This window comes from Streptococcus mitis (genome assembly GCF_946190275.1).
GTDB lineage: Bacteria > Bacillota > Bacilli > Lactobacillales > Streptococcaceae > Streptococcus > Streptococcus mitis_DC.
Map to the genome: position 1 here is coordinate 100270 of NZ_CAMHZQ010000002.1, position 20006 is coordinate 120275.

Annotated in this window: 24 protein-coding genes and 1 pseudogene; 7 read left to right on the forward strand and 18 right to left on the reverse strand. The window is 39.4% G+C overall.

Annotated elements, in window-relative coordinates; genetic code table 11:
* Positions 1–111: 111 nt before the first annotated feature.
* The 4 genes from metG to N8M20_RS01960 form a co-directional block, all read right to left on the reverse strand.
* The gene (metG, locus tag N8M20_RS01945; protein ID WP_261078885.1) at positions 112–2109 is read right to left on the reverse strand and encodes a methionine--tRNA ligase; all 1998 of its coding nucleotides are present in this window, start codon (positions 2107–2109) and stop codon (positions 112–114) included.
* 123 nt (positions 2110–2232) lie between these two features.
* Complete coding sequence (locus N8M20_RS01950; RefSeq protein ID WP_261069913.1) at positions 2233–3492, reverse strand: ABC transporter permease; 1260 nt, start codon at positions 3490–3492, stop codon at positions 2233–2235.
* Position 3493: 1 nt separating this feature from the next.
* Positions 3494–4195 (reverse strand): ABC transporter ATP-binding protein, encoded by a 702-nt coding sequence (locus tag N8M20_RS01955; protein ID WP_261078886.1) that lies wholly within the window; start codon positions 4193–4195, stop codon positions 3494–3496.
* Positions 4179–5387 (reverse strand): efflux RND transporter periplasmic adaptor subunit, encoded by a 1209-nt coding sequence (locus N8M20_RS01960; protein WP_261078947.1) that lies wholly within the window; start codon positions 5385–5387, stop codon positions 4179–4181. The genes N8M20_RS01955 and N8M20_RS01960 overlap by 17 nt, the downstream gene beginning before the upstream one ends.
* Positions 5388–5677: 290 nt before the next feature.
* Here N8M20_RS01960 and gor point away from each other — a divergent pair, with 290 nt between their 5' ends.
* Both gor and N8M20_RS01970 read left to right on the forward strand, forming a co-directional pair.
* On the forward strand, positions 5678–7024 hold the full coding sequence (gor, locus tag N8M20_RS01965; RefSeq protein WP_261078887.1) for a glutathione-disulfide reductase: 1347 nt from the start codon (positions 5678–5680) through the stop codon (positions 7022–7024).
* A 195-nt stretch (positions 7025–7219) separates the two neighbouring features.
* Positions 7220–7756 carry a biotin transporter BioY gene (locus N8M20_RS01970; protein ID WP_261078888.1) on the forward strand — a complete coding sequence of 179 codons (537 nt, stop codon included), beginning with the start codon at positions 7220–7222 and terminating at the stop codon, positions 7754–7756.
* A 53-nt stretch (positions 7757–7809) separates the two neighbouring features.
* Here the strand turns inward: N8M20_RS01970 and N8M20_RS01975 are convergent, their stop codons facing one another.
* Positions 7810–8025: a YdbC family protein gene (locus N8M20_RS01975; RefSeq protein ID WP_000807422.1), complete on the reverse strand. Its 216-nt coding sequence runs from the start codon at positions 8023–8025 to the stop codon at positions 7810–7812.
* A 98-nt stretch (positions 8026–8123) separates the two neighbouring features.
* On the opposite strand from N8M20_RS01975, the gene N8M20_RS01980 reads away from it, so the two are divergent.
* Complete coding sequence (locus N8M20_RS01980) at positions 8124–8444, forward strand: hypothetical protein (protein WP_261078889.1); 321 nt, start codon at positions 8124–8126, stop codon at positions 8442–8444.
* A gap of 30 nt (positions 8445–8474) precedes the next feature.
* Here N8M20_RS01980 and N8M20_RS01985 read toward each other — a convergent pair whose 3' ends face one another.
* The 8 genes from N8M20_RS01985 to rpsP all read right to left on the reverse strand — a co-directional run bounded on the left by N8M20_RS01985 (position 8475) and on the right by rpsP (position 12431).
* Positions 8475–8813: an ATP cone domain-containing protein gene (locus N8M20_RS01985; RefSeq protein ID WP_001196040.1), complete on the reverse strand. Its 339-nt coding sequence runs from the start codon at positions 8811–8813 to the stop codon at positions 8475–8477.
* 11 nt (positions 8814–8824) lie between these two features.
* On the reverse strand, positions 8825–9535 hold the full coding sequence (gene trmD, locus N8M20_RS01990) for a tRNA (guanosine(37)-N1)-methyltransferase TrmD (RefSeq protein ID WP_261078890.1): 711 nt from the start codon (positions 9533–9535) through the stop codon (positions 8825–8827).
* Positions 9525–10043: a ribosome maturation factor RimM gene (gene rimM, locus N8M20_RS01995; RefSeq protein ID WP_001105890.1), complete on the reverse strand. Its 519-nt coding sequence runs from the start codon at positions 10041–10043 to the stop codon at positions 9525–9527. Before rimM ends, trmD begins: the two co-directional genes overlap by 11 nt.
* Before the next feature lie 30 nt (positions 10044–10073).
* A complete protein-coding gene (locus N8M20_RS02000; RefSeq protein ID WP_049542951.1) occupies positions 10074–10862 on the reverse strand; it encodes an alpha/beta fold hydrolase in 789 nt (262 codons plus the stop codon).
* A 107-nt stretch (positions 10863–10969) separates the two neighbouring features.
* A complete protein-coding gene (locus N8M20_RS02005; protein ID WP_261015264.1) occupies positions 10970–11566 on the reverse strand; it encodes a hypothetical protein in 597 nt (198 codons plus the stop codon).
* Positions 11529–11855 (reverse strand): MazG nucleotide pyrophosphohydrolase domain-containing protein, encoded by a 327-nt coding sequence (locus N8M20_RS02010; RefSeq protein WP_049542949.1) that lies wholly within the window; start codon positions 11853–11855, stop codon positions 11529–11531. Before N8M20_RS02010 ends, N8M20_RS02005 begins: the two co-directional genes overlap by 38 nt.
* A 44-nt stretch (positions 11856–11899) precedes the next feature.
* Positions 11900–12139, reverse strand: coding sequence for an RNA-binding protein KphA (gene kphA / locus N8M20_RS02015; RefSeq protein WP_000379617.1), 240 nt, complete (start codon positions 12137–12139; stop codon positions 11900–11902).
* A gap of 19 nt (positions 12140–12158) precedes the next feature.
* Entirely contained in the window at positions 12159–12431 is a 273-nt protein-coding gene (rpsP, locus tag N8M20_RS02020; protein ID WP_000268760.1) for a 30S ribosomal protein S16, read from the reverse strand.
* A gap of 739 nt (positions 12432–13170) precedes the next feature.
* Between rpsP and N8M20_RS02025 the strand changes: the two genes are divergently transcribed.
* The 4 genes and pseudogenes from N8M20_RS02025 to N8M20_RS02040 all read left to right on the forward strand — a co-directional run bounded on the left by N8M20_RS02025 (position 13171) and on the right by N8M20_RS02040 (position 15293).
* Positions 13171–13767: a hypothetical protein gene (locus tag N8M20_RS02025; protein ID WP_261078891.1), complete on the forward strand. Its 597-nt coding sequence runs from the start codon at positions 13171–13173 to the stop codon at positions 13765–13767.
* Between the two features lie 2 nt (positions 13768–13769).
* Positions 13770–13994 carry a helix-turn-helix transcriptional regulator gene (locus N8M20_RS02030; RefSeq protein WP_001041097.1) on the forward strand — a complete coding sequence of 75 codons (225 nt, stop codon included), beginning with the start codon at positions 13770–13772 and terminating at the stop codon, positions 13992–13994.
* Positions 13995–14147: 153 nt separating this feature from the next.
* Positions 14148–14373: pseudogene (locus N8M20_RS02035) on the forward strand (hypothetical protein); the annotation flags it as partial.
* Positions 14374–14468: 95 nt separating this feature from the next.
* Positions 14469–15293 (forward strand): peptidylprolyl isomerase, encoded by an 825-nt coding sequence (locus N8M20_RS02040; protein ID WP_261078892.1) that lies wholly within the window; start codon positions 14469–14471, stop codon positions 15291–15293.
* Positions 15294–15432: 139 nt separating this feature from the next.
* On the opposite strand, the gene N8M20_RS02045 is transcribed toward N8M20_RS02040, so the two are convergent.
* From N8M20_RS02045 to sodA, 5 genes are all read right to left on the reverse strand, one after another.
* Complete coding sequence (locus N8M20_RS02045) at positions 15433–16974, reverse strand: ABC-F family ATP-binding cassette domain-containing protein (RefSeq protein ID WP_000025380.1); 1542 nt, start codon at positions 16972–16974, stop codon at positions 15433–15435.
* A 1-nt stretch (position 16975) separates the two neighbouring features.
* A complete protein-coding gene (locus tag N8M20_RS02050) occupies positions 16976–17458 on the reverse strand; it encodes a VanZ family protein (RefSeq protein WP_261078893.1) in 483 nt (160 codons plus the stop codon).
* Positions 17458–18543, reverse strand: coding sequence for a dual-specificity RNA methyltransferase RlmN (rlmN, locus tag N8M20_RS02055; RefSeq protein WP_261078894.1), 1086 nt, complete (start codon positions 18541–18543; stop codon positions 17458–17460). The genes N8M20_RS02050 and rlmN overlap by 1 nt, the downstream gene beginning before the upstream one ends.
* A gap of 20 nt (positions 18544–18563) precedes the next feature.
* Positions 18564–19094, reverse strand: a complete 531-nt coding sequence (locus tag N8M20_RS02060; protein WP_049551866.1) for a YutD family protein — start codon at positions 19092–19094, stop codon at positions 18564–18566.
* Positions 19095–19250: 156 nt separating this feature from the next.
* Positions 19251–19856, reverse strand: coding sequence for a superoxide dismutase SodA (gene sodA / locus N8M20_RS02065; RefSeq protein WP_000974733.1), 606 nt, complete (start codon positions 19854–19856; stop codon positions 19251–19253).
* Positions 19857–20006 lie beyond the last annotated feature (150 nt).

The window sequence follows — 20006 nt, forward strand, 5'->3', positions numbered from 1 at the left end:
ACCTCAAAACAGTGTTTTGAGCAACCTGCGGCTAGCTTCCTAGTTTGCTCTTTGATTTTCATTGAGTGTAAATAAAAAAACAGAACTAGCATGAACTAGTCCTGTCTATTTTTACCCAATCACACTTCCGTTTGGTACAGCTGGATCAACTGTGAGAAGGGTTAATTTTCCATCATGTTCAGCTGATAGGATCATACCTTGGCTGACATATTTTTTCATCATCTTACGCGGTTTGAGGTTGGCAACGATTTGAACTTTCTTGCCGACCAATTCTTGTTCGTTTGGATAGTATTTTGCAATTCCTGAGAGGATTTGACGATCTTCACCATCACCAGCATCCAAGCGGAATTGAAGCAACTTATCTGAACCTTCTACTTTAGACACTTCTTTGACTTCTGCGACACGGATTTCAACCTTATCAAAGTCTTCAAACTTGATTTCTTCTTTGTTTAGTTTGAGTTCAACTTCATCTGGATTCCATTCTTTCTCGACTGCTGGTTTATTGCCTTCCATTTGTTCCTTGATATAGGCGATTTCTTCTTCCATATCCAGACGTGGGAAGATTGGTGTTCCTTTGGCAACTACAGTCACATCTGCTGGGAAGTCAGCCAAGCTCAAATTCTCAAGGCTTGCTACTTCTTCCAAGCCAAGTTGAGTCAAGACCGCGCGACTGGTTTCCATCATAAATGGCTCAATCAAGTGTGCTACGACGCGGAGGCTGGCTGCCAAGTGGCTCATGACACTTGCCAATTGATCACGAAGGGCTTCATCTTTAGCCAAGACCCATGGTGCGGTCTCATCAATGTATTTATTAGTACGTGAAATAAGAGCCCATACTGCTTCTAGGGCACGTGGGTAGTCAACTGCTTCCATGTGAGTATGGTAGTCAGCGATTGATTCAGCAGCTACTTGAGCAAGAGCATTATCAAACTCTGTTACACCCTCTACATAGGCTGGAATTTGTCCATCAAAGTACTTGTTAATCATAGAAACCGTACGATTGAGGAGGTTCCCAAGGTCATTAGCCAATTCGTAGTTGATACGGCCTACATAGTCTTCAGGAGTGAAGGTTCCGTCTGAACCAACTGGAAGGCTACGCATGAGGTAGTAACGAAGCGGATCTAGTCCATAACGCTCTACCAACATTTCAGGGTATACGACATTCCCTTTTGACTTAGACATTTTGCCATCTTTCATGACGAACCAACCATGGGCAATCAAACGTTCTGGCAATTTGATATCCAACATCATAAGAAGGATTGGCCAGTAGATTGAGTGGAAACGAAGGATATCTTTCCCTACCATATGGAAGACTGTGCCATTCCAGAATTTGTCAAAGTTACCATGTTCATCTTGACCGTATCCAAGAGCTGTCGCATAGTTAAGAAGGGCATCAATCCAAACGTAGACAACGTGTTTTGGATTTGATGGAACTGGTACCCCCCATGTAAAGGTTGTACGAGAAACCGCCAAATCTTCCAAACCAGGTTCGATGAAGTTGCGAAGCATTTCATTCAGACGACCATCTGGAGTGATAAATTCAGGATGAGCTTTGAAAAATTCTACTAGACGGTCTTGGTACTTGCTAAGACGAAGGAAATAAGACTCTTCAGATACCCATTCCACTTCGTGGCCTGATGGAGCAATACCTCCAGTCACATTTCCAGCTTCATCACGGAAAACTTCCGCAAGCTGGCTTTCTGTAAAGAATTCCTCATCTGATACTGAGTACCAACCAGAGTATTCACCCAAATAGATATCATCTTGAGCAAGCAAGCGCTCAAAGACTTGAGCCACTACTTTTTCATGGTAGTCATCCGTTGTACGGATAAACTTATCGTATGAGATATCGAGTAATTGCCAGAGTTCTTTAACTCCAATTGCCATTCCATCAACATAGGCTTGTGGTGTAATCCCAGCTTCTTCTGCTTTTTGTTGAATCTTCTGACCATGCTCATCAAGACCTGTCAAATAAAAGACATCGTAGCCCATCAGGCGTTTATAACGTGCTAGGACATCACATGCGATAGTTGTGTAGGCAGATCCGATATGAAGTTTTCCAGATGGATAGTAAATCGGCGTTGTAATATAAAAATTCTTTTCAGACATAATTTTTCCTTTCCAGGCAAATGAAACCTGTTTTTCTAACACTTCATTATATCACATTTTTAATAATTTTCGATAGGGAAATCCATACAAAAACAAGATAGACAAGTGTCCATCTTGTTGATCTTATTCATAACGGAGAGCTTCGATTGGATCAAGTTTCGATGCCTTGTTGGCTGGCAAGACTCCAAAAACGATACCCACACTAGCCGAAACCGCAAGACTAAATAGGGCAACTGGGATTGATACTCCAACTTCTATACCCGCAATCAAGCCTTGCAATAGCAAACCTGCTAAGGCAGTTAAACCACTTGCAATTGTCAAGCCAATTAATCCACCTAACAAAGTCAAAATCATGGATTCAATCAAAAACTGGATTAAAATATTGGCACGAGTTGCACCCAAAGCCTTACGGAGACCAATCTCACGGGTACGCTCTGTAACAGAAACCAGCATAATGTTCATAACACCAGTTCCTCCAACAAAGAGGGAAATACCTGCAATGGCACTAATAATCGTCGTCATAAAACTAAACGATTGTTGAACTTCTGCAAATGCAGCTGACTCATCTGATACTTGATATTCTCCCTGTTGCAAGCCAGCAAGCTCTGTCATTTTTCGTGCTAATTCTGGACCCAGAGTTTGAGTCAAGCTTGTGTCATTCACTCGAAAGACAATATTAGCTATTTCATCTACATTAAAATTCGCAGCAAGGGAAGTATTTGTAGTAATGGGCAAGCCACCAAAACCATATATTTTTGAACGTTTAGCCTCTGGACTAGTATAAACCCCAATGACTCGATAACTAAAACCATTGACTTCTACAACCTTGTTAATAGCCTCTTGAGGAGAGCCAAATAAACTAATGGACAATTCTTCATCAAGCAAAATAACACTTGCAAACTCTTTGAAATCTTGCTCTCTCAGACTACGACCTGCAATGATTTCATTCTTAACAGCGTCCATATAGGTTCTATTCCCGCCTGTCAAATTGGCATTTTCAACCTTTTTATCTTTATAAGTCAAGATGGCGTTCGTTGAGTTGGTTACATAGTAATTATCCACTCCCTTGAGTTTGGCTGCCTCTTTAACCCAGGATTCTTGCGGTTTTGGCGGTTCAACATGAACTTCCTCTTCTTTTCCAGAAACCGTAAAAGCTGATTGTTTCTGAGTAAAAGACCCATCTTTGCTTTTTTTAGAAGAGAAAAAGACACTAATATTCTTCTGAGATTTGGTCATATCTTTGTTGAGTTGACGAGATAGGGAATCACCTAGAGCCATAATCACAACAACTGATGAAACACCGATAATAATCCCAATCATGGTAAGCAAAGAACGCATCTTGTGAGCCATGATAGATGAAAAGGCAAATTTCAGATTCTGCATCTTAGTTTTCCTCCTTTTCTAACTGAACACTATCAGATGAAATAACTCCATCTCGAATGACAATCTGGCGTTTAGCATAAGCAGCTATTTCAGGCTCATGCGTTACCATGATAATGGTTTTTCCTTCTTTATTTAGTTCAACTAATAATTGCATGATTTGGTTACCTGTTTTGGTATCCAAGGCTCCTGTCGGTTCGTCTGCTAGGATAATAGAAGGATTGTTTACCAAGGCACGCGCAATAGCCACACGTTGCTTTTGACCACCAGATAATTCCGAAGGCAAATGATGACTACGTTCTGTCAATTCAACCTTATCTAGATATTCCTCAGCTAACTTGCGACGTTTTGAAGATGAAACTCCTGCGTAAATCAAGGGCAATTCTACGTTTTGCAGAGCATTGAGTTTAGATAGAAGAAAGAACTGCTGAAAGACAAAACCGATTTGTTGGTTGCGGACCTTGGCTAGTTGTTTTTCACCCAGTCCAGCTACTTCTTGCCCTTCAAGATAATATTCTCCACTGCTTGGTGTATCCAACATCCCAATCGTATTCATGAGAGTAGACTTACCAGAACCAGATGGTCCCATGATGGCAACAAATTCACCCTCATTCACTTCTAGGTTGATGTTTTTGAGAACCTGCAGTTCTTGGTCACCGTTACGGTAGCTTCTGCAGATATTTTTTAGACTAATTAGTTGCTTCATCAGCCTTCACCTCTTTTCCTTCCTCTAGAGAAGACGTTGGGTTACTGATGACCTTGACTCCATTTGTCAGACCTGAAGTGATTTCTTGGTTGTCTGCATCAGCATTGCCCAAACCAACTTCCACTTTCTTGGCCTTTTTCTGCTCGTCAAGCACCCAGACATAGTTCTTATCATTTTCAGTCACAACACTTGTTAGAGGAACCAAAATGGCTTTACTCTTATTCTTGACCTCAACGCTTACTGAAAATCCTTGTTTCAAATCACCGATTTCACTTGTAACATCGATGGTATATGGATATTTAGAACCAGAATTACCACCTGCTGTGGCAGTAGCTGCACTTGCTGCTTCACCATTGTTTTTAGGGTAGTCCGAAATGTAGCTAATCTTACCAGTCCAGCTCTTATCTTGGTAAACTTTAGAAGTAAAGGTTACTTCTTGTCCTACAGAGAGGTTGGCAAGGTTATATTCAGATAGTTCACCCTTAACTTGCAAGTTTTCATTGCTAACGACATGAACTACCACCTGGCTAGCTCCAGTTGGAGATTTAGAAACATTACGGTTGGCTTCGACCACAGTTCCCTCTAAGGTACTGAGAACCGTCATGGCATCCAACTGACTTTGAGCCTTGCTTAATTGCGCTGCTGCATCTGCACGAGCATCACGAGCATCACCTAATTGTGCATCAATAGATGATACCGAATTTCCTGAGACTGCAGCTTGAGTTTGGGCTGCAGCTCCTTCGCCTCCTGCTGGTGTTGGCAACTGTGGAGTAGGAGCTGAAGCGGCTTCATTTCGCGCTTGGTTGAGTTCGTTGATATGACGATCTGCCTTAGCAACTGCTCGACTAGCTGAATCATATGCCGCCTGTGCTTCTGAACTACTGTACTTAACTAAAGCCTGCCCTTCACTCACTTTATCACCCACAGAAACAAGGATTTCATCTAAATCTCCCTTACTAGCATCAAAATAAACATATTGTTCATTTTTTGCCGTTACTGTCCCTGATAATAAAACAGAGGATGCGACGCTTCCTTCCTTGGCAACAACAAGATGAGTAGCCTCATCTTTTACAGCAGTCTGAGAAGGTTGTCTAAAGAGCAAAATGCCCCCAGCACCCAATACAACTACACTTGCAGCACCGATTGCTGCATACAATTGCCACTTTTTAGCTTTACCATTCTTTTTCATAATGAAACTCCTTTTTGATTTAAAGTTCTTAACAATATTATACAAAAATTATCAATTTGAAACAATAACATTTCAGAACGAAATAATGACATTTCAGGATTTAATTATTGTTCGGAATTTATTTTACAATCATTGTACTAGTTATATAATACACTTTATTTTTCTTTTTTGCAAGCCTTTTCTTTAAATTTTTTTGAACGTAGCAGATTTTTGCAATCACATCAAAAAAAAGATAGAATATGACTATCAAAAAATGACACTCTACTATTTAAAAGAGTATAAAGGAGTTTTCAATGAGAGAATATGATATCATTGCTATCGGTGGAGGTAGCGGAGGAATTGCTACCATGAACCGTGCTGGTGAACACGGAGCCAAAGCGGCCGTTATTGAGGAAAAGAAACTAGGCGGAACATGTGTCAATGTCGGTTGTGTTCCTAAAAAAATCATGTGGTACGGGGCGCAAATCGCTGAGACTTTCCATCAATTTGGAGAAGACTACGGTTTTAAAACTACTGATCTTAACTTTGACTTTGCAACCCTACGTCGCAATCGTGAAGCCTACATCGATCGCGCTCGTTCTTCTTATGATGGCAGTTTTAAACGCAACGGAGTAGACTTGATTGAAGGTCATGCTGAATTTGTAGATTCTCATACTGTCAGCGTAAATGGTGAGCTGATTCGTGCTAAACATATCGTGATTGCTACTGGTGCCCATCCAAGTATTCCAAATATTCCTGGTGCTGATCTAGGTGGCTCTTCTGATGATGTATTTGCCTGGGAAGAATTGCCAGAGTCAGTTGCTATTCTAGGCGCGGGTTATATTGCCGTTGAATTGGCTGGCGTACTCCACACCTTTGGTGTCAAGACAGATCTCTTTGTTCGCCGCGATCGTCCTTTACGTGGTTTTGATTCTTATATCGTTGAAGGTTTGGTAAAGGAAATGGAAAGAACAAACTTGCCACTTCATACTCACAAAGTCCCTGTCAAGTTAGAAAAAACTGCTGAAGGCATTACCATTCATTTCGAAGATGGTACTAGTCACACAGCTAGCCAAGTTATCTGGGCTACTGGTCGCCGTCCAAACGTTAAGAGCTTGCAACTTGAAAAAGCTGGAGTAACTCTGAATGAACGTGGCTTTATCCAAGTGGATGAATACCAAAATACTGTTGTTGAGGGAATCTATGCTCTAGGTGATGTAACAGGCGAAAAAGAACTAACTCCAGTTGCTATCAAGGCTGGACGTACTTTATCTGAACGTCTCTTTAACGGAAAAACAACTGCTAAAATGGACTACACAACTATTCCAACTGTCGTCTTTTCACACCCTGCTATCGGAACTGTTGGCTTGACAGAAGAGCAAGCTATTAAAGAATACGGTCAAGACCAAATCAAGGTTTATAAATCAAGCTTTACTTCTATGTACTCTGCTTGCACTTGCAACCGTCAAGAAACTCGTTTCAAATTGATCACAGCTGGTTCAGAAGAAAAAGTTGTCGGACTTCATGGAATTGGATACGGTGTTGATGAAATGATTCAAGGATTTGCTGTTGCTATCAAAATGGGAGCAACCAAGGCAGACTTTGATGCAACTGTTGCGATTCACCCAACTGCATCTGAAGAATTTGTAACTATGCGTTAATCGAAATAAAGGAAGCTGATACAAATGTGTCGGCTTCTTTTTTGATGTTTTCGAATCAACAAAACAATTACCCACCTTAACCAGTAAGCAAAATCGGCTGTTACAGTTTTTGTTACCTTGTTTTTAAAAATTGGTTGACAATGATTCCTCTATGCGTATAATAGTTACTATACATTAGAAAAGAGGTTAACTATTTTGAAAAAAGCTCACGTTTATGCTATCCCTGCTATTGGGGCTGCTCTCATTGCTGTTTTAGCACAAATCAGTCTTCCAATTGGACCTGTTCCCTTCACTCTACAGAACTTTGCAATCGGCTTGATTGCTACTGTCTTTAGACCGAGAGAGGCTGTACTTTCTGTTGGACTCTATCTTCTTCTAGGTGCCATCGGTCTCCCTGTCTTTGCAGGAGGTGGAGCAGGATTTCAGGCTTTAGTTGGCCCTACTGCAGGCTATCTTTGGTTTTATCTTGTATACTCTGGACTTACTTCTTCCCTAACTAACAGCAAGAGTGGTGTTGTCAAGATTTTTCTTGCAAACCTCTTGGGTGATGCCCTTGTCTTTATCGGAGGGATTCTTAGCTTGCATTTCCTAGCTGGAATGGCATTTGAAAAAGCTCTTGTTGTGGGGGTCATTCCCTTTATTATCCCAGACCTTGGTAAACTTCTAACTATTAGTTTTATTAGCCGTCCACTACTTCAACGCCTTAAAAATCAGGCTTACTTTACTAACTAAAAAAGGATATCGAGTTATCATGACTCAGTATCCTTTTCTTTTATTTTGACAACTTAGTTACCTTTAAAGGCATCCACCATTGTTTGAAATTCTTCATTTGAGAGAGTAATTCCTTTACCCATTTTAGTATGATCTGGACTCCAAGCACGAATATCAAACTTTGCAGGGGCACCATTAAAGCTCACACGGTTGATTTCCTTGGTCCAACCTTTTTCGTTTTCAGAAAGAGTCAACAAGTGCTCTTCGATTTCAAATGTAAATTCTGCCATTTTCTTCTCCTTTTTTAGCTTTCATTTGATTATTCGTAAAATCTTGTAGATTTTAGGAAAATTTTATATAATATTGATATAAAAGAAGGGAGGCCACTATGAGACATAAATTCCAGCAAGTTCTAGATAAAATACATGATTTTTTAAATGGATATGAAGAACCAGACCATACTGAAAGCAACTCCCTTACAGCCACTATTGAAGAGGCTATCCAGAAACAAACCGCTGTTCACCTTATCTTGTCTGAGACAAGTTTTACAGGTGATATCATCAAATACGATCAGCAACGCCAGCAAATTATCGTGAAAAATTTTGCCAAAAATGTGACCCGTATTATCCGTATAAGCGATATTCAACGCCTGCGATTTGTCCCGTCAACTGTCCAAACAGCCCAAAAAAATAGATTTAAGAAAGAGTGAGATGTAGTTGCTTCATCCCACTCTTTTTTCTTAGCGAATTTGTTCAAAATGTAAATGAACTGCGATATGATCTCCATAACCACTTCTTTCCAAGTCACGTTGTAAACGATAGGAAATGTAGTGTTCTGCAATGGTAATGTAACCTGCACCCAGTAAACGATGTTCAACCATAGACTGAATCATGCTAATGGTAGCACGTTCCACCTTGGCCTCTTCCAAATCCAAAACCACTTTCTTAGTGACTTGTGCAAGGTTTTGACGTAAATCATCTGTCAATACATAGACAGTCTGGGCTGCCTTTAAGATAGCTTGGTAAATCTTATCTGGATTAAATTCAGCAATTTCACCATCACGTTTGATTACTTGCATAGGTATCTCCTTTATTCTTTGATTTCTGCCAGCATTTTTTCTTCTTCTGCTGTCAGTTGATAATGTTCAAGCAAATCCGGTCTTCTCTCGTAGGTTTTCTTTAAACTCTCATACAATCGCCACTGACGAATCTTTTCATGGTGTCCGCTCATCAGTACATCTGGCACGACCATACCTCGATAATCGTAGGGACGTGTGTACTGAGGATATTCAAGAAGGCCAGAAGAAAAACTATCATCTTGGTGGCTGGACTCCTTACCAATCACTTCTGGAATCAGGCGTACCGTAGCATCAATCATGGTCATAGCCGCCAACTCTCCACCAGTCAAGACATAGTCGCCCAGGGAAATCTCATCTGTCACCAAGGTCTTAATACGCTCATCATAACCCTCATAGTGCCCACAGATAAAGATTAACTCTTCCTCTTGAGCCAAATCCTCAGCATAAGCCTGATCAAACTGCTTTCCAGCAGGATCGAGGAGGATGACGCGCGGATTTTTCTTTTCAATAGCATCAAAGGCATCGAAAATGGGTTGGGCTCGGAGCAACATCCCCTGACCGCCTCCGTAGGGCTCATCGTCTACATGGCGGGCCTTTTCAGCATTTTCTCGAAAATTATGATACTGGATATCTAAGAGCCCTTTTTCTCGAGCCTTTCCAACGATTGAATGCTCCAGCGGAGAAAACATCTCTGGAAAGAGAGTTAAAATATCAATCTTCATCGTCTAACCCTTCTAAGATTTCCACATCGACCCGTTTATTTGGAATATCAACATTGAGAACCACTGGTGGGATATAAGGCAAGAGCAAATCACGCTTGCCTTTCCGCTTGACCACCCAGACATCGTTGGCACCTGGTTGTAGGATTTCCTTGATGGTTCCAATCAAGTTATCACCCTCATAGACTTCCAAACCGATAATCTCGTGATAGTAGAATTCACCATCGTCTAGGTCATTCAAATCTTCCTCAGCAACCTTGAGACTGTATCCCTTGTACTTTTCAATAGCATTGATATGGTACATATCTTTGAATTTAATAATGTCAAAGTTCTTCTGTTTACGGTGGCTAGCGATGGTCACTGTTTGAACAAACTGATCTTTTTCATCAAACAAGGCCAGTTCAGCCCCTTTTTTAAAGCGTTCTTCTGCAAAATCCGTCACAGACAAGACTCGCATCTCCCCCTGCAACCCCTGCGTATTGACGATTTTCCCAACATTAAAGTAGTTCATCTTGTCTCCTGTAGTCTCCTTCTTTCCATCTTATTCGGACAATTCTCGAATAATAGTCACAATTTTTTCGGATTCAGACCACTGTAAATAATGGTGATTCCCTCCTAAAATGAGCTTAGTATTGGAAGTCCAATATTCTGATTCTCTGTACTCTTTTTCTCTATAAGGCTGACAAAAAATAAATACAGGGATATAAGATTCTATAGATACATTCTCAAAATCTTCCTCAGTAATCTCTCCAGATATCTGAAATCCTGTATCTTGATTTTCCAACTCTGAACCTTTTTCTTGCATTATTTCCCAGATTTCTTTATTAATCTCAGGGCTAAATGTTGCTTGAGTTAAGTTCTTAAAATAAAGTTCAGGACCAAATTCTTCAATCAGTCTCATTTGCTCTTCCATTTCTGGATAAGGATTTTCTGAAAAATCAGCAAACATGACTTTTTTAGTTGTCGGTTCAAGCGCTACTAAAGCCTGACACTTAATTGGTTTGTTGAGCAATTCACAAGCTAAAATTCCACTCAAACTATGTACACAAAGTATATATTCAGAAATCCCTAATTCTTCAAGTACTTCATAAACCGCATCTGCAAGATTATCTAGATTTTTTCCAGTTTGGTCATGAATCGGACTCCTACCTGTGTTCGGAAAATCAATTGTCAAATAACCAATTGTAGGAGGAAGTTTTTCAAGTATAAGTGAAAAATTTTCATAACTTGGTAGCAAACCTGCGCCACTTAAACAAACTAGCATTTTCTTTTGTTTTTGATAAGTAACAGAGAGACTACCAATTTCTGTAGATACTTCAAACCTCTTCATAAAGAAATCCACTCGTTCTATATAATGAATTATTAAAAATCCTTATCCTTTATTTTATCACGTTCCAAAGATTTTCTCAAGTTAGAGGAAAATACATAGAGGGCCCGCTATAGTCCAAAAAGTGCTAATATTTTTCTCTTTAATGTTAATTTATATTTGAAAGATGAGATATTTACATTCCCGTTATACATATTGCTATAAAATGTATATTCCCCAATTTCACCCTGACTTGTTTTCCATTTCATTCTTAAACTAGGCATATTCTCTGGTAAATTTGTATGAATCAATAAGCATGTATAATTCTTTAAATTTTTAACTGTATGCAGTTTATTATTTACAATCAAACAATCGTTTCTTGAATCATAGTTTAAAGAATAAAATTCTACTATTTCAATATCAACTTCTTTGGGATAAAAAATCAAATGATTAAAAGGTTTGCTACTTATATTATGTGTAAATTCATGAATATAGTGAAAATTTGTATGTAAAGATTCAAACTCGAATGGTTTAATTTCCTTGATTTCAATATTATTGATATAAACCTTATTTTGGAAAGTTATCTTTATAATCACAGCAATAAATGTCGCAATTTGTAAAATTCGTAATAGCCAATCAATATACATTGACCAATCTATGTTAAAAACACAATCAATATTCATTCTTTTTTCAGTTTTCTTTAAAAAAGCCTTCCAAATCTCGTTCATGCTGATATTTGATAGCCGCCTTTTTGTCTTTTTCAAAAATGGTCTTGGTTAGATCTATGTCGTTGATGGCCGCAATTGCGACAGTGTAGTGAATGATATCAGCCAATTCTTTTGCTAGTTCCTCGTTCGAATCTTGAACTCCCTCTTTTCGACCAGAGCGTCCATTTAAAACCTCAGCAACTTCTCCAACTTCTTCTACTAGCTTAATAAAAAGCCCTTCTTCTGTTCTAGATTGTCGGTAATGGTCAAGTAAATATTCCTCTAGTTGTCTAACTGTTAAATCTCTCATTCTTTCTCCTTGCAAAAAAAAGCGAGACATTCGTCCCGCCCTTCTTATTTTTCGTCAATAACGATTCGTACTTTTTTGTCTTCAGTTGGGACAGAGTAGACAATCGTTCTTATCGCAGAAATAGTGCGACCCTTACGACCGATTACACGACCCACATCGCTTTGATCAAGATCCAAATGATATTCCAAAAATTCTGGTGTATCTTCAATCTTGATAGTTAAGGCATCTGGTTGTGAAATCAAGGGTTTCACAATCGCAATAATGAGATTTTCAATCGTATCCATCTGTCAACCTACTTTAAATTTATTTTGAGAATTTAGAATCGTGGAATTTCTTCAATACACCTTCTTTTGAAAGGATGTTGCGAACTGTATCTGAAGGTTGAGCTCCATCAGCCAACCATGCAAGAACGCGGTCTTCTTTCAAAGTTACTTGGTTTTCAGCAACAAGTGGGTTGTAAGTTCCAACTGTTTCGATGAAACGTCCGTCACGTGGTGAACGTGAATCTGCTACGTTGATACGGTAGAAAGGTTTTTTCTTAGAACCCATACGAGTCAAACGGATTTTAACTGCCATTTTTAAAGTCTCTTTTCTTATTTTTTATTTGAGTGAAATAGCTGAGCTATTTAGCACATGTTCTATTATAGCAGATTTCTAACAGGTGTCAAGAAAAAAACTTGACAGATTATAAAATTCTTAAACCATTTAGAAATTTGTTAGAAGTAGGAAATAAATGTTTAAAAGAAGCTATCCGTGAATACTATTTTATACTCAATGAAAATCAAAGAGCAAACTAGGAAGCTAGCCGCAGGCTGTACTTGAGTACGGCAAGGCAAAGCTAACGTAGTTTGAATTTGATTTTCGAAGAGTATTAGAAACATTTTATAAAGACCATCAAGTCAAACCCTTTATCTCTCCTGAACGTGATGTGAATGCTTGGCTCCTAAATCCCAAGCCTGTTCCCAAGCGAAATATCAAGGATTTTAAGAACGATATCTACTAATTAACTTATAAAATATGAATTAATAGATTCTAAATAGGGGAATAATTTAGTTCTGTAAAAATTAACTTCTACACCTATAACGCTTATTCTGACAGACTTTATAACAGTCTAAGAAAAAAGTAGAGATTCATACAGTATCTAGATTTTCCAGAAATTCTTTAGTTGTTTGACTAGCGAGGGCTTTAATTAAAAAATTTTTTCAAATAATTGCCACCTTGGCACATAAATTCTTGCTTTCCAAATTTAAATGTGATATATTTATAACATAAAATTTAAGTGTTATATATTTATAACACAAAAAAGGAGTCTATCATGAAAAAAAGTCAAAAAATGCGTGGCCTCATTGCAGTGATTGCCGTAGCTCTCTTTATTGATTTTATTGTTTTATTTGGTTCTAATCTTAGTTGGGAACCCAAGTTAGTTATTACTGGTATTTCAGTGTTAGGTCAAATTGTAGCTATTTGGGGCTGGCTACATAGGAAACCACGGCCTCATAAGAGTCAGAAAGGTAAGGGAAAGATTATTTTTGACTTGTCTGCTAAGCTTTACGCGATACTTGTGTTTGCAGCAAGCATTTTTTATACAGTAGGAATTTGGGTTGCGAACCCAAGCGAAAGTTCTGGTATTAAAGAATGGATTTTAGGAATTGGCCTCGTTATTGAAGTGATTGTATTTGTTTTTTTCTCCTTGAAAAATGTCAAGGAAACTCCGGACGAACGCTTTTATGCTAATTTAGCCAAGGCAGCTAGCTTGATGTTTGTTTTTATACTAGGCGCACTGATGATCCTAGCAGTTATCATTGGGTATATGGGGTCTCTCACTCTTTACATGGGACAGATATTTATTAGCATAGCTGCCTTGATTTTCATCTTTGCGGTTGTCTATTTTATCTTGGAACGTAGAGGATAAGCATGGCCAAAGAAAGCAAGATTATTACTAATCTCAAATCTGTTCGTGAGTCCACAGGCATGACCCAGCAGGAGTTAGCCGACCTCATCGGCATGCGACGCGAGACAATTCTACACTTGGAAAATAACCGTTACAACCCTTCTCTGGAAATGGCTCTTAAAATTGCTCAAGTTTTTAATCTGAAAGTAGAAGACCTCTTTGAACTCAGACAGAAAGAGGAAGCATAATTCTTTTCGAGACCTAGTATTAAGTTCATTGATTAATTAGGAAGTAAAGCCAAAAGAAAAAATCCTTTGAAAATGTGCTCTTTTAAAATATAGTAATTCTTTCGAATTAACGTTTACTAATTGTGATTCTTTACGAACTTTCTTAAGATCTGGTTTCCTAAATACTTCGAGTACACTTATGGTATTGATACCCCTAAGCATCTAAAAACTCTGGTGGAAAAGGTTATGCTTGCATTGAAACGGCTTTTGATTCACTGACCATCTGAATGCTACTATGAAAAAGAATATTCTGAAAAGCAAGGGAATTACAGGACTGTCTAAGATGAAGGCTACAAATTTGGACCAAGCTCTTCATAAAAACTTGACAGAATATAAAATTTTTAAAACTTAAGAAATCCCTACAAAATCATTAACATTTGAATTCCCCTTCCTTTTAAGGTACAATGGTAGAAATAAATTTTTGAGAGGAACAGAATGAAAAAACTAGCAACCCTTCTTTTACTATCCACTGTAGCCCTAGCTGGATGTAGCAACATCCAACGTAGTTTGCGTGGCGATGACTATGTAGATTCTAGCTTGGCTGCTGAAGAAAGTTCCAAAGCAGCTGCCCAATCTGCCAAGGAGTTAAATGATGCTTTGACAAACGAAAATGCCAATTTCCCACAACTATCTAAAGAAGTTGCTGAAGACGAGGCTGAAGTCATTCTCCACACAAATCAGGGAGATATCCGTATTAAACTCTTCCCTAAACTCGCTCCTCTAGCGGTTGAAAACTTCCTCACTCATGCCAAAGAAGGATACTATAACGGCATTACCTTCCACCGTATCATCGATGGCTTCATGGTTCAAACTGGAGATCCAAAAGGGGACGGTACAGGTGGTCAGTCCATCTGGCATGACAAGGATAAGACTAAAGACAAGGGAACTGGTTTCAAGAACGAGATTACTCCTTATCTCTATAACATCCGTGGTGCTCTTTCTATGGCTAATACTGGTCAACCAAACACCAATGGTAGCCAGTTCTTCATCAACCAAAACTCTACAGATACCTCTGCTAAACTCCCTACAAGCAAGTATCCAAAGAAAATCATCGAAGCCTATAAAGAAGGGGGAAATCCTAGTCTAGATGGCAAACACCCAGTCTTTGGTCAAGTGATTGACGGTATGGATGTAGTAGATAAAATTGCTAAAGCAGAAAAAGATGAAAAAGACAAGCCAACGACTGCTATTACTATCGATAGCATCGAAGTGGTGAAAGACTACGATTTTATACTCAATGAAAATCAAAGAGCAAACTAGGAAACTAGCCGCAGGCTGTACTTGAGTACGGCAAGGCGACGTTGACGAGGTTTGAATTTGATTTTCGAAGAGTATTAAATATTAAAAACCAAAAAATACAGTACCCACATTCGGTACTGTATTTCTTTTATACTGATTTTTAAGTTAGATTGTTAAAGTCCCAGATTTGGTCCATCCAACCTTCATAGAAGTCTGGTTCGTGGCAGACCATAAGAATCGATCCCTTGTATTCTTTGAGAGCGCGTTTGAGTTCGTCCTTAGCATCCACATCCAAGTGGTTGGTCGGCTCGTCCAGCACTAAAACATTATTTTCACGATTCATCAAGAGACAGAAACGAACCTTGGCTTGTTCCCCACCTGACAAGACCTGAATTTGGCTTTCGATATGCTTGGTTGTCAGACCACAGCGGGCAAGGGCTGCACGAACTTCCGCTTGGTTGAGAGCTGGAAAGGCATTCCAGACAGCCTCTAGTGGTGTTTGACGATTACCACCTTCTACTTCCTGCTCAAAATAACCAAGTTCTAGGTAGTCACCGCGTTCCACTTCCCCAGCAATAGGTGGAATAATGCCTAGGAGAGACTTCAAGAGAGTTGTTTTCCCGATACCATTTGCCCCAATAATAGCAACCTTTTGATTGCGTTCGAAGGTTAGATTTAAAGGCTTGGTAAGTGGACGGTCATAACCAATCTGCAAATCCTTGGCTTGGAAGATAAAGCGCCCAGGTGTACGAGCCGATTTGAAATCAAAGGATGGTTTTGGTTTCTCACTTTGCAGTTCGATAATATCCATCTTATCCAATTTCTTCTGACGAGACATGGCCATATTTCGTGTTGCAACACGCGCTTTGTTTCGAGCAACAAAATCCTTGAGGTCGGCAATCTCTTTCTGCTGACGTTCGTAGGCCGCCTCCAGCTGGGATTTCTTCATAGCATAGACTTCTTGGAACTGGTAGTAGTCACCAGAGTAACGCGTCAACTGTTGATTTTCCACATGATAGACGATATTGATCACGTCATTTAGGAATGGGATATCGTGTGAAATGAGGACAAAGGCATTTTCATAATTTTGGAGATAGCGCTTGAGCCAGTCAATATGTTCAGCATCCAAGTAGTTGGTCGGCTCATCCAGGAGCAAGATATCTGGCTTCTCAAGGAGAAGCTTGGCTAAAAGCACCTTAGTTCTTTGCCCACCTGACAAAGAGGTTACATCCGTATCCATGCCAAAGTCCATAACACCAAGAGCACGCGCCACTTCATCAATCTTGGCATCCAAGGTATAGAAATCACGACTCTCCAAACGGTCTTGGAGTTCTCCAACTTCTTCCATAAGTGCATCAACATCCGCTCCGTCTTCAGCCATTTCCATATAAAGGTCATTGATACGGGCTTCAGCTTTGAATAGCTCATCAAAGGCTGTACGAAGCACATCACGAACAGATTGACCTTCAGCAAGGACAGAGTGCTGATCCAAGTAACCCGCCGTCACATATTTGGACCACTCAACCTTTCCTTCGTCTGGCAACATCTTACCAGTCACAATGCTCATAAAGGTTGATTTCCCTTCACCATTGGCACCGACCAGACCGATATGTTCTCCCTTGAGGAGACGAAAGGACACATCTTCAAAAATTGCACGGTCACCAAAACCGTGACTCAAATTTTTAACTTCTAAAATACTCATTTTAATTCCTTATCTTGTTTTTATGTAATCGTTTATAGAGGAACCAAGCCAGATAGCCACCCAAGGCATTGGTCCACAAATCATCAATCTCAAAGACACGATTAAAATCAAAGAAATAATCTAAAACTAACTGCGTACATTCAATTCCAAGACTCACTAGAAAGCTAATAAGAAGAACCTTTTTTGTTTTCCTCAAGTTTGGAAAGAGATAAAGGAGTTGGAAAATCAGAGGAAAAAGCAAGAAGACATTGAGAATGTTTTGTAAAAAAATCCAATATAATTGTCCCATATCACTCACTTCACCCAGTTTCCAGAAAGAATTGAAAGGAGTCAAAAGAAAAACCAGGCGTCCAAGATGCTGAATACCTGGAGTTTCCACCCCCACGGGAGATTGTTCTTGAGGAGTAAAGCAAAAATAGACAATGCAAATGCTATAGAAAATGACTCCCCAGACCAAAACATGATTATAACTCTTCTTCATCATTAAGGATTGACTGCTGCGACTGCTTTCTGGCGGTCACGTTTCATTGTATTAGAGCGCAATTGTCCACAAGCTGCATCAATATCTGTACCATGCTCTTGACGAACCACACAGTTAACACCTTTTTTCTTAAGCGTATCATAAAAGGCCAGGACTCGCTCTTTAGGACTACGGCTATATTGGTCATGCTCACTAACTGGGTTATAAGGAATCAAGTTTACATAAGACAATTTCTTGATATTCTTGAGCAATTCAGCCAATTCCAAGGCTTGTTCTACACCATCATTAACTTCATTGAGCATGATATATTCAAAGGTCACACGACGGTTGGTTGTCTCAATATAGTACTCAATAGCAGCAAAGAGTTTTTCAATCGGAAAGGCACGGTTAATCTTCATGATGCTTGAACGCAATTCATTGTTAGGTGCGTGAAGGGAAACTGCAAGATTGACCTGAACTCCTTCATTAGCAAAATCACGAATTTTATGGGCCAAACCTGAGGTTGAAACCGTGATGTGACGAGCACCGATGGCCATTCCCTTGTCATCGTTGATAGTACGGACAAAATTCAAGACATTGTTGTAGTTATCAAATGGCTCACCAATTCCCATGACAACAATATGGCTGACGCGTTCGTCCTGACCACGCTCATCAAAGTATTTCTGAACCAGCATGATTTGCGCTACGATTTCACCGTTATTGAGGTCACGTTGTTTCTTAATCAAACCAGAGGCACAGAAGGTACAACCGATATTACAGCCGACCTGAGTGGTCACACAAACTGACAAACCATAGTGTTGACGCATGATTACAGTCTCAATCAGCATTCCATCAGGCAACTCAAAAAGATATTTAACTGTCCCATCAGCAGACTCTTGAACGATACGTTGTTTCAAGGGATTGACCACAAACTGGTCATTGAGCTTAGCAATCAAATCCTTGGAAAGGTTGGTCATCTCTTCAAATGACTGGACACGTTTACGGTAAAGCCATTCCCAGATTTGATCTGCACGGAATTTCTTTTCTCCCTGCTCCAAAACCCATTCCTGCATGGTTTGACGTGTTAAACTATAAATTGACGGTTTCATTTTTTCTCCTTATTCTCTACTCACTTCTGACGAATGACAAAATGACGTTGTCCCTTGTCCTCTTTCTGAGAATGCTGATCTTTCTGACGACGTCTATTTTTCTTATCTGCATTCGGTTTTCGTTTGGTTTGAACCGGTTTCTTTCCTTTTTTAGAAGGTGTTTCTTCTTCCTTCTTACGCATTTTCTTGTCAAATGATGCTCGCTTAGGAGCTTCATTTTCTAAGACAAAATAGGCACAACCATAACTACAATACTCTAAAAGGTAGTCTTGTAAACGACTGATTTTTTCAAGTTTTTCTTCTGTTCGGTCATCCTTGTAAAAACCTCGTAGGCGAAGCTGTTCATTACTCCAGTCCCCCACGATATAATCAAACTTGGTTAAGACTTCTGAAAAACGCTGATTAAAAGCCGTCACATCGAAGGCATCCTTGATATTTTCCACCAAGGAAAAAGCTATCCCTTCCGTTTCGACCTTGTCCCCATGTAAATGGAACTCAGGACCAGGAAACTTGTTATAGTTGTATAATTCAGGTGCAATTTCTTTTCGCATAGATATCCTTTTTCCACGATTACTTAATACTTTATTCTACCATAATTTCTAGCAGTTAGCACGTTTCTCATAAAAATGAAAAAAGTCTGACGATTTTGTCAGACCAAAATAATATAACCTTAAAAAGAGAAGAACAATTCTTCCCTCCAACTATCATTATTTAGCAGCTGCGTACAATTCATCTACTTTATTCCAGTTGATCACTGAGAAGAAAGCTTTAATGTAGTCAGGACGCACGTTGCGGTATTTCACGTAGTAAGCATGTTCCCAAACGTCCAAGCCCAAGATTGGTTTTTTACCTTCTGAGATTGGTGTGTCTTGGTTTGCTGTTGAAGTCACTTCAAGCTTCCCTTCTTTGTTGACAACCAACCATGCCCATCCTGAACCGAAACGAGTTGTTGCTGCTGCAGTGAAGGCTGCTTGGAATTCTTCAAATGAACCAAATGTTGCATCGATTGCTGCTGCAAGTTCTGCTGAAGGAGCTGTTTTTTCAGGAGTCATCAATTCCCAGAAAAGAGCGTGGTTCAAGTGTCCACCACCATTGTTGATAAGCGCTTGACGGATATCAGCTGGGATAGATTCTACATCAGCAAGCAAGGCTTCAAGATCTTCACCGATTTCAGGGTGTTTTTCAAGAGCTGCATTGGCATTGTTGACATAAGTTTGATGGTGTTTGTCATGGTGCAAGTGCATTGTTTCCGCATCGATGTATGGTTCCAAAGCGTCGTATGCATATGGAAGATCTGGTAAGATAATAGCCATCTGTAATACCTCTTTTTCTTTCTATATGAAAATGATAACGCAAACATTCACTTTTTTCAAGTTTTTTGCTTATAGATGAAAAAATCACTGAAATACTTTCTAATAATACTCAATGAAAATCTCTTCAAACCGCGTCAACGTCGCCTTGCC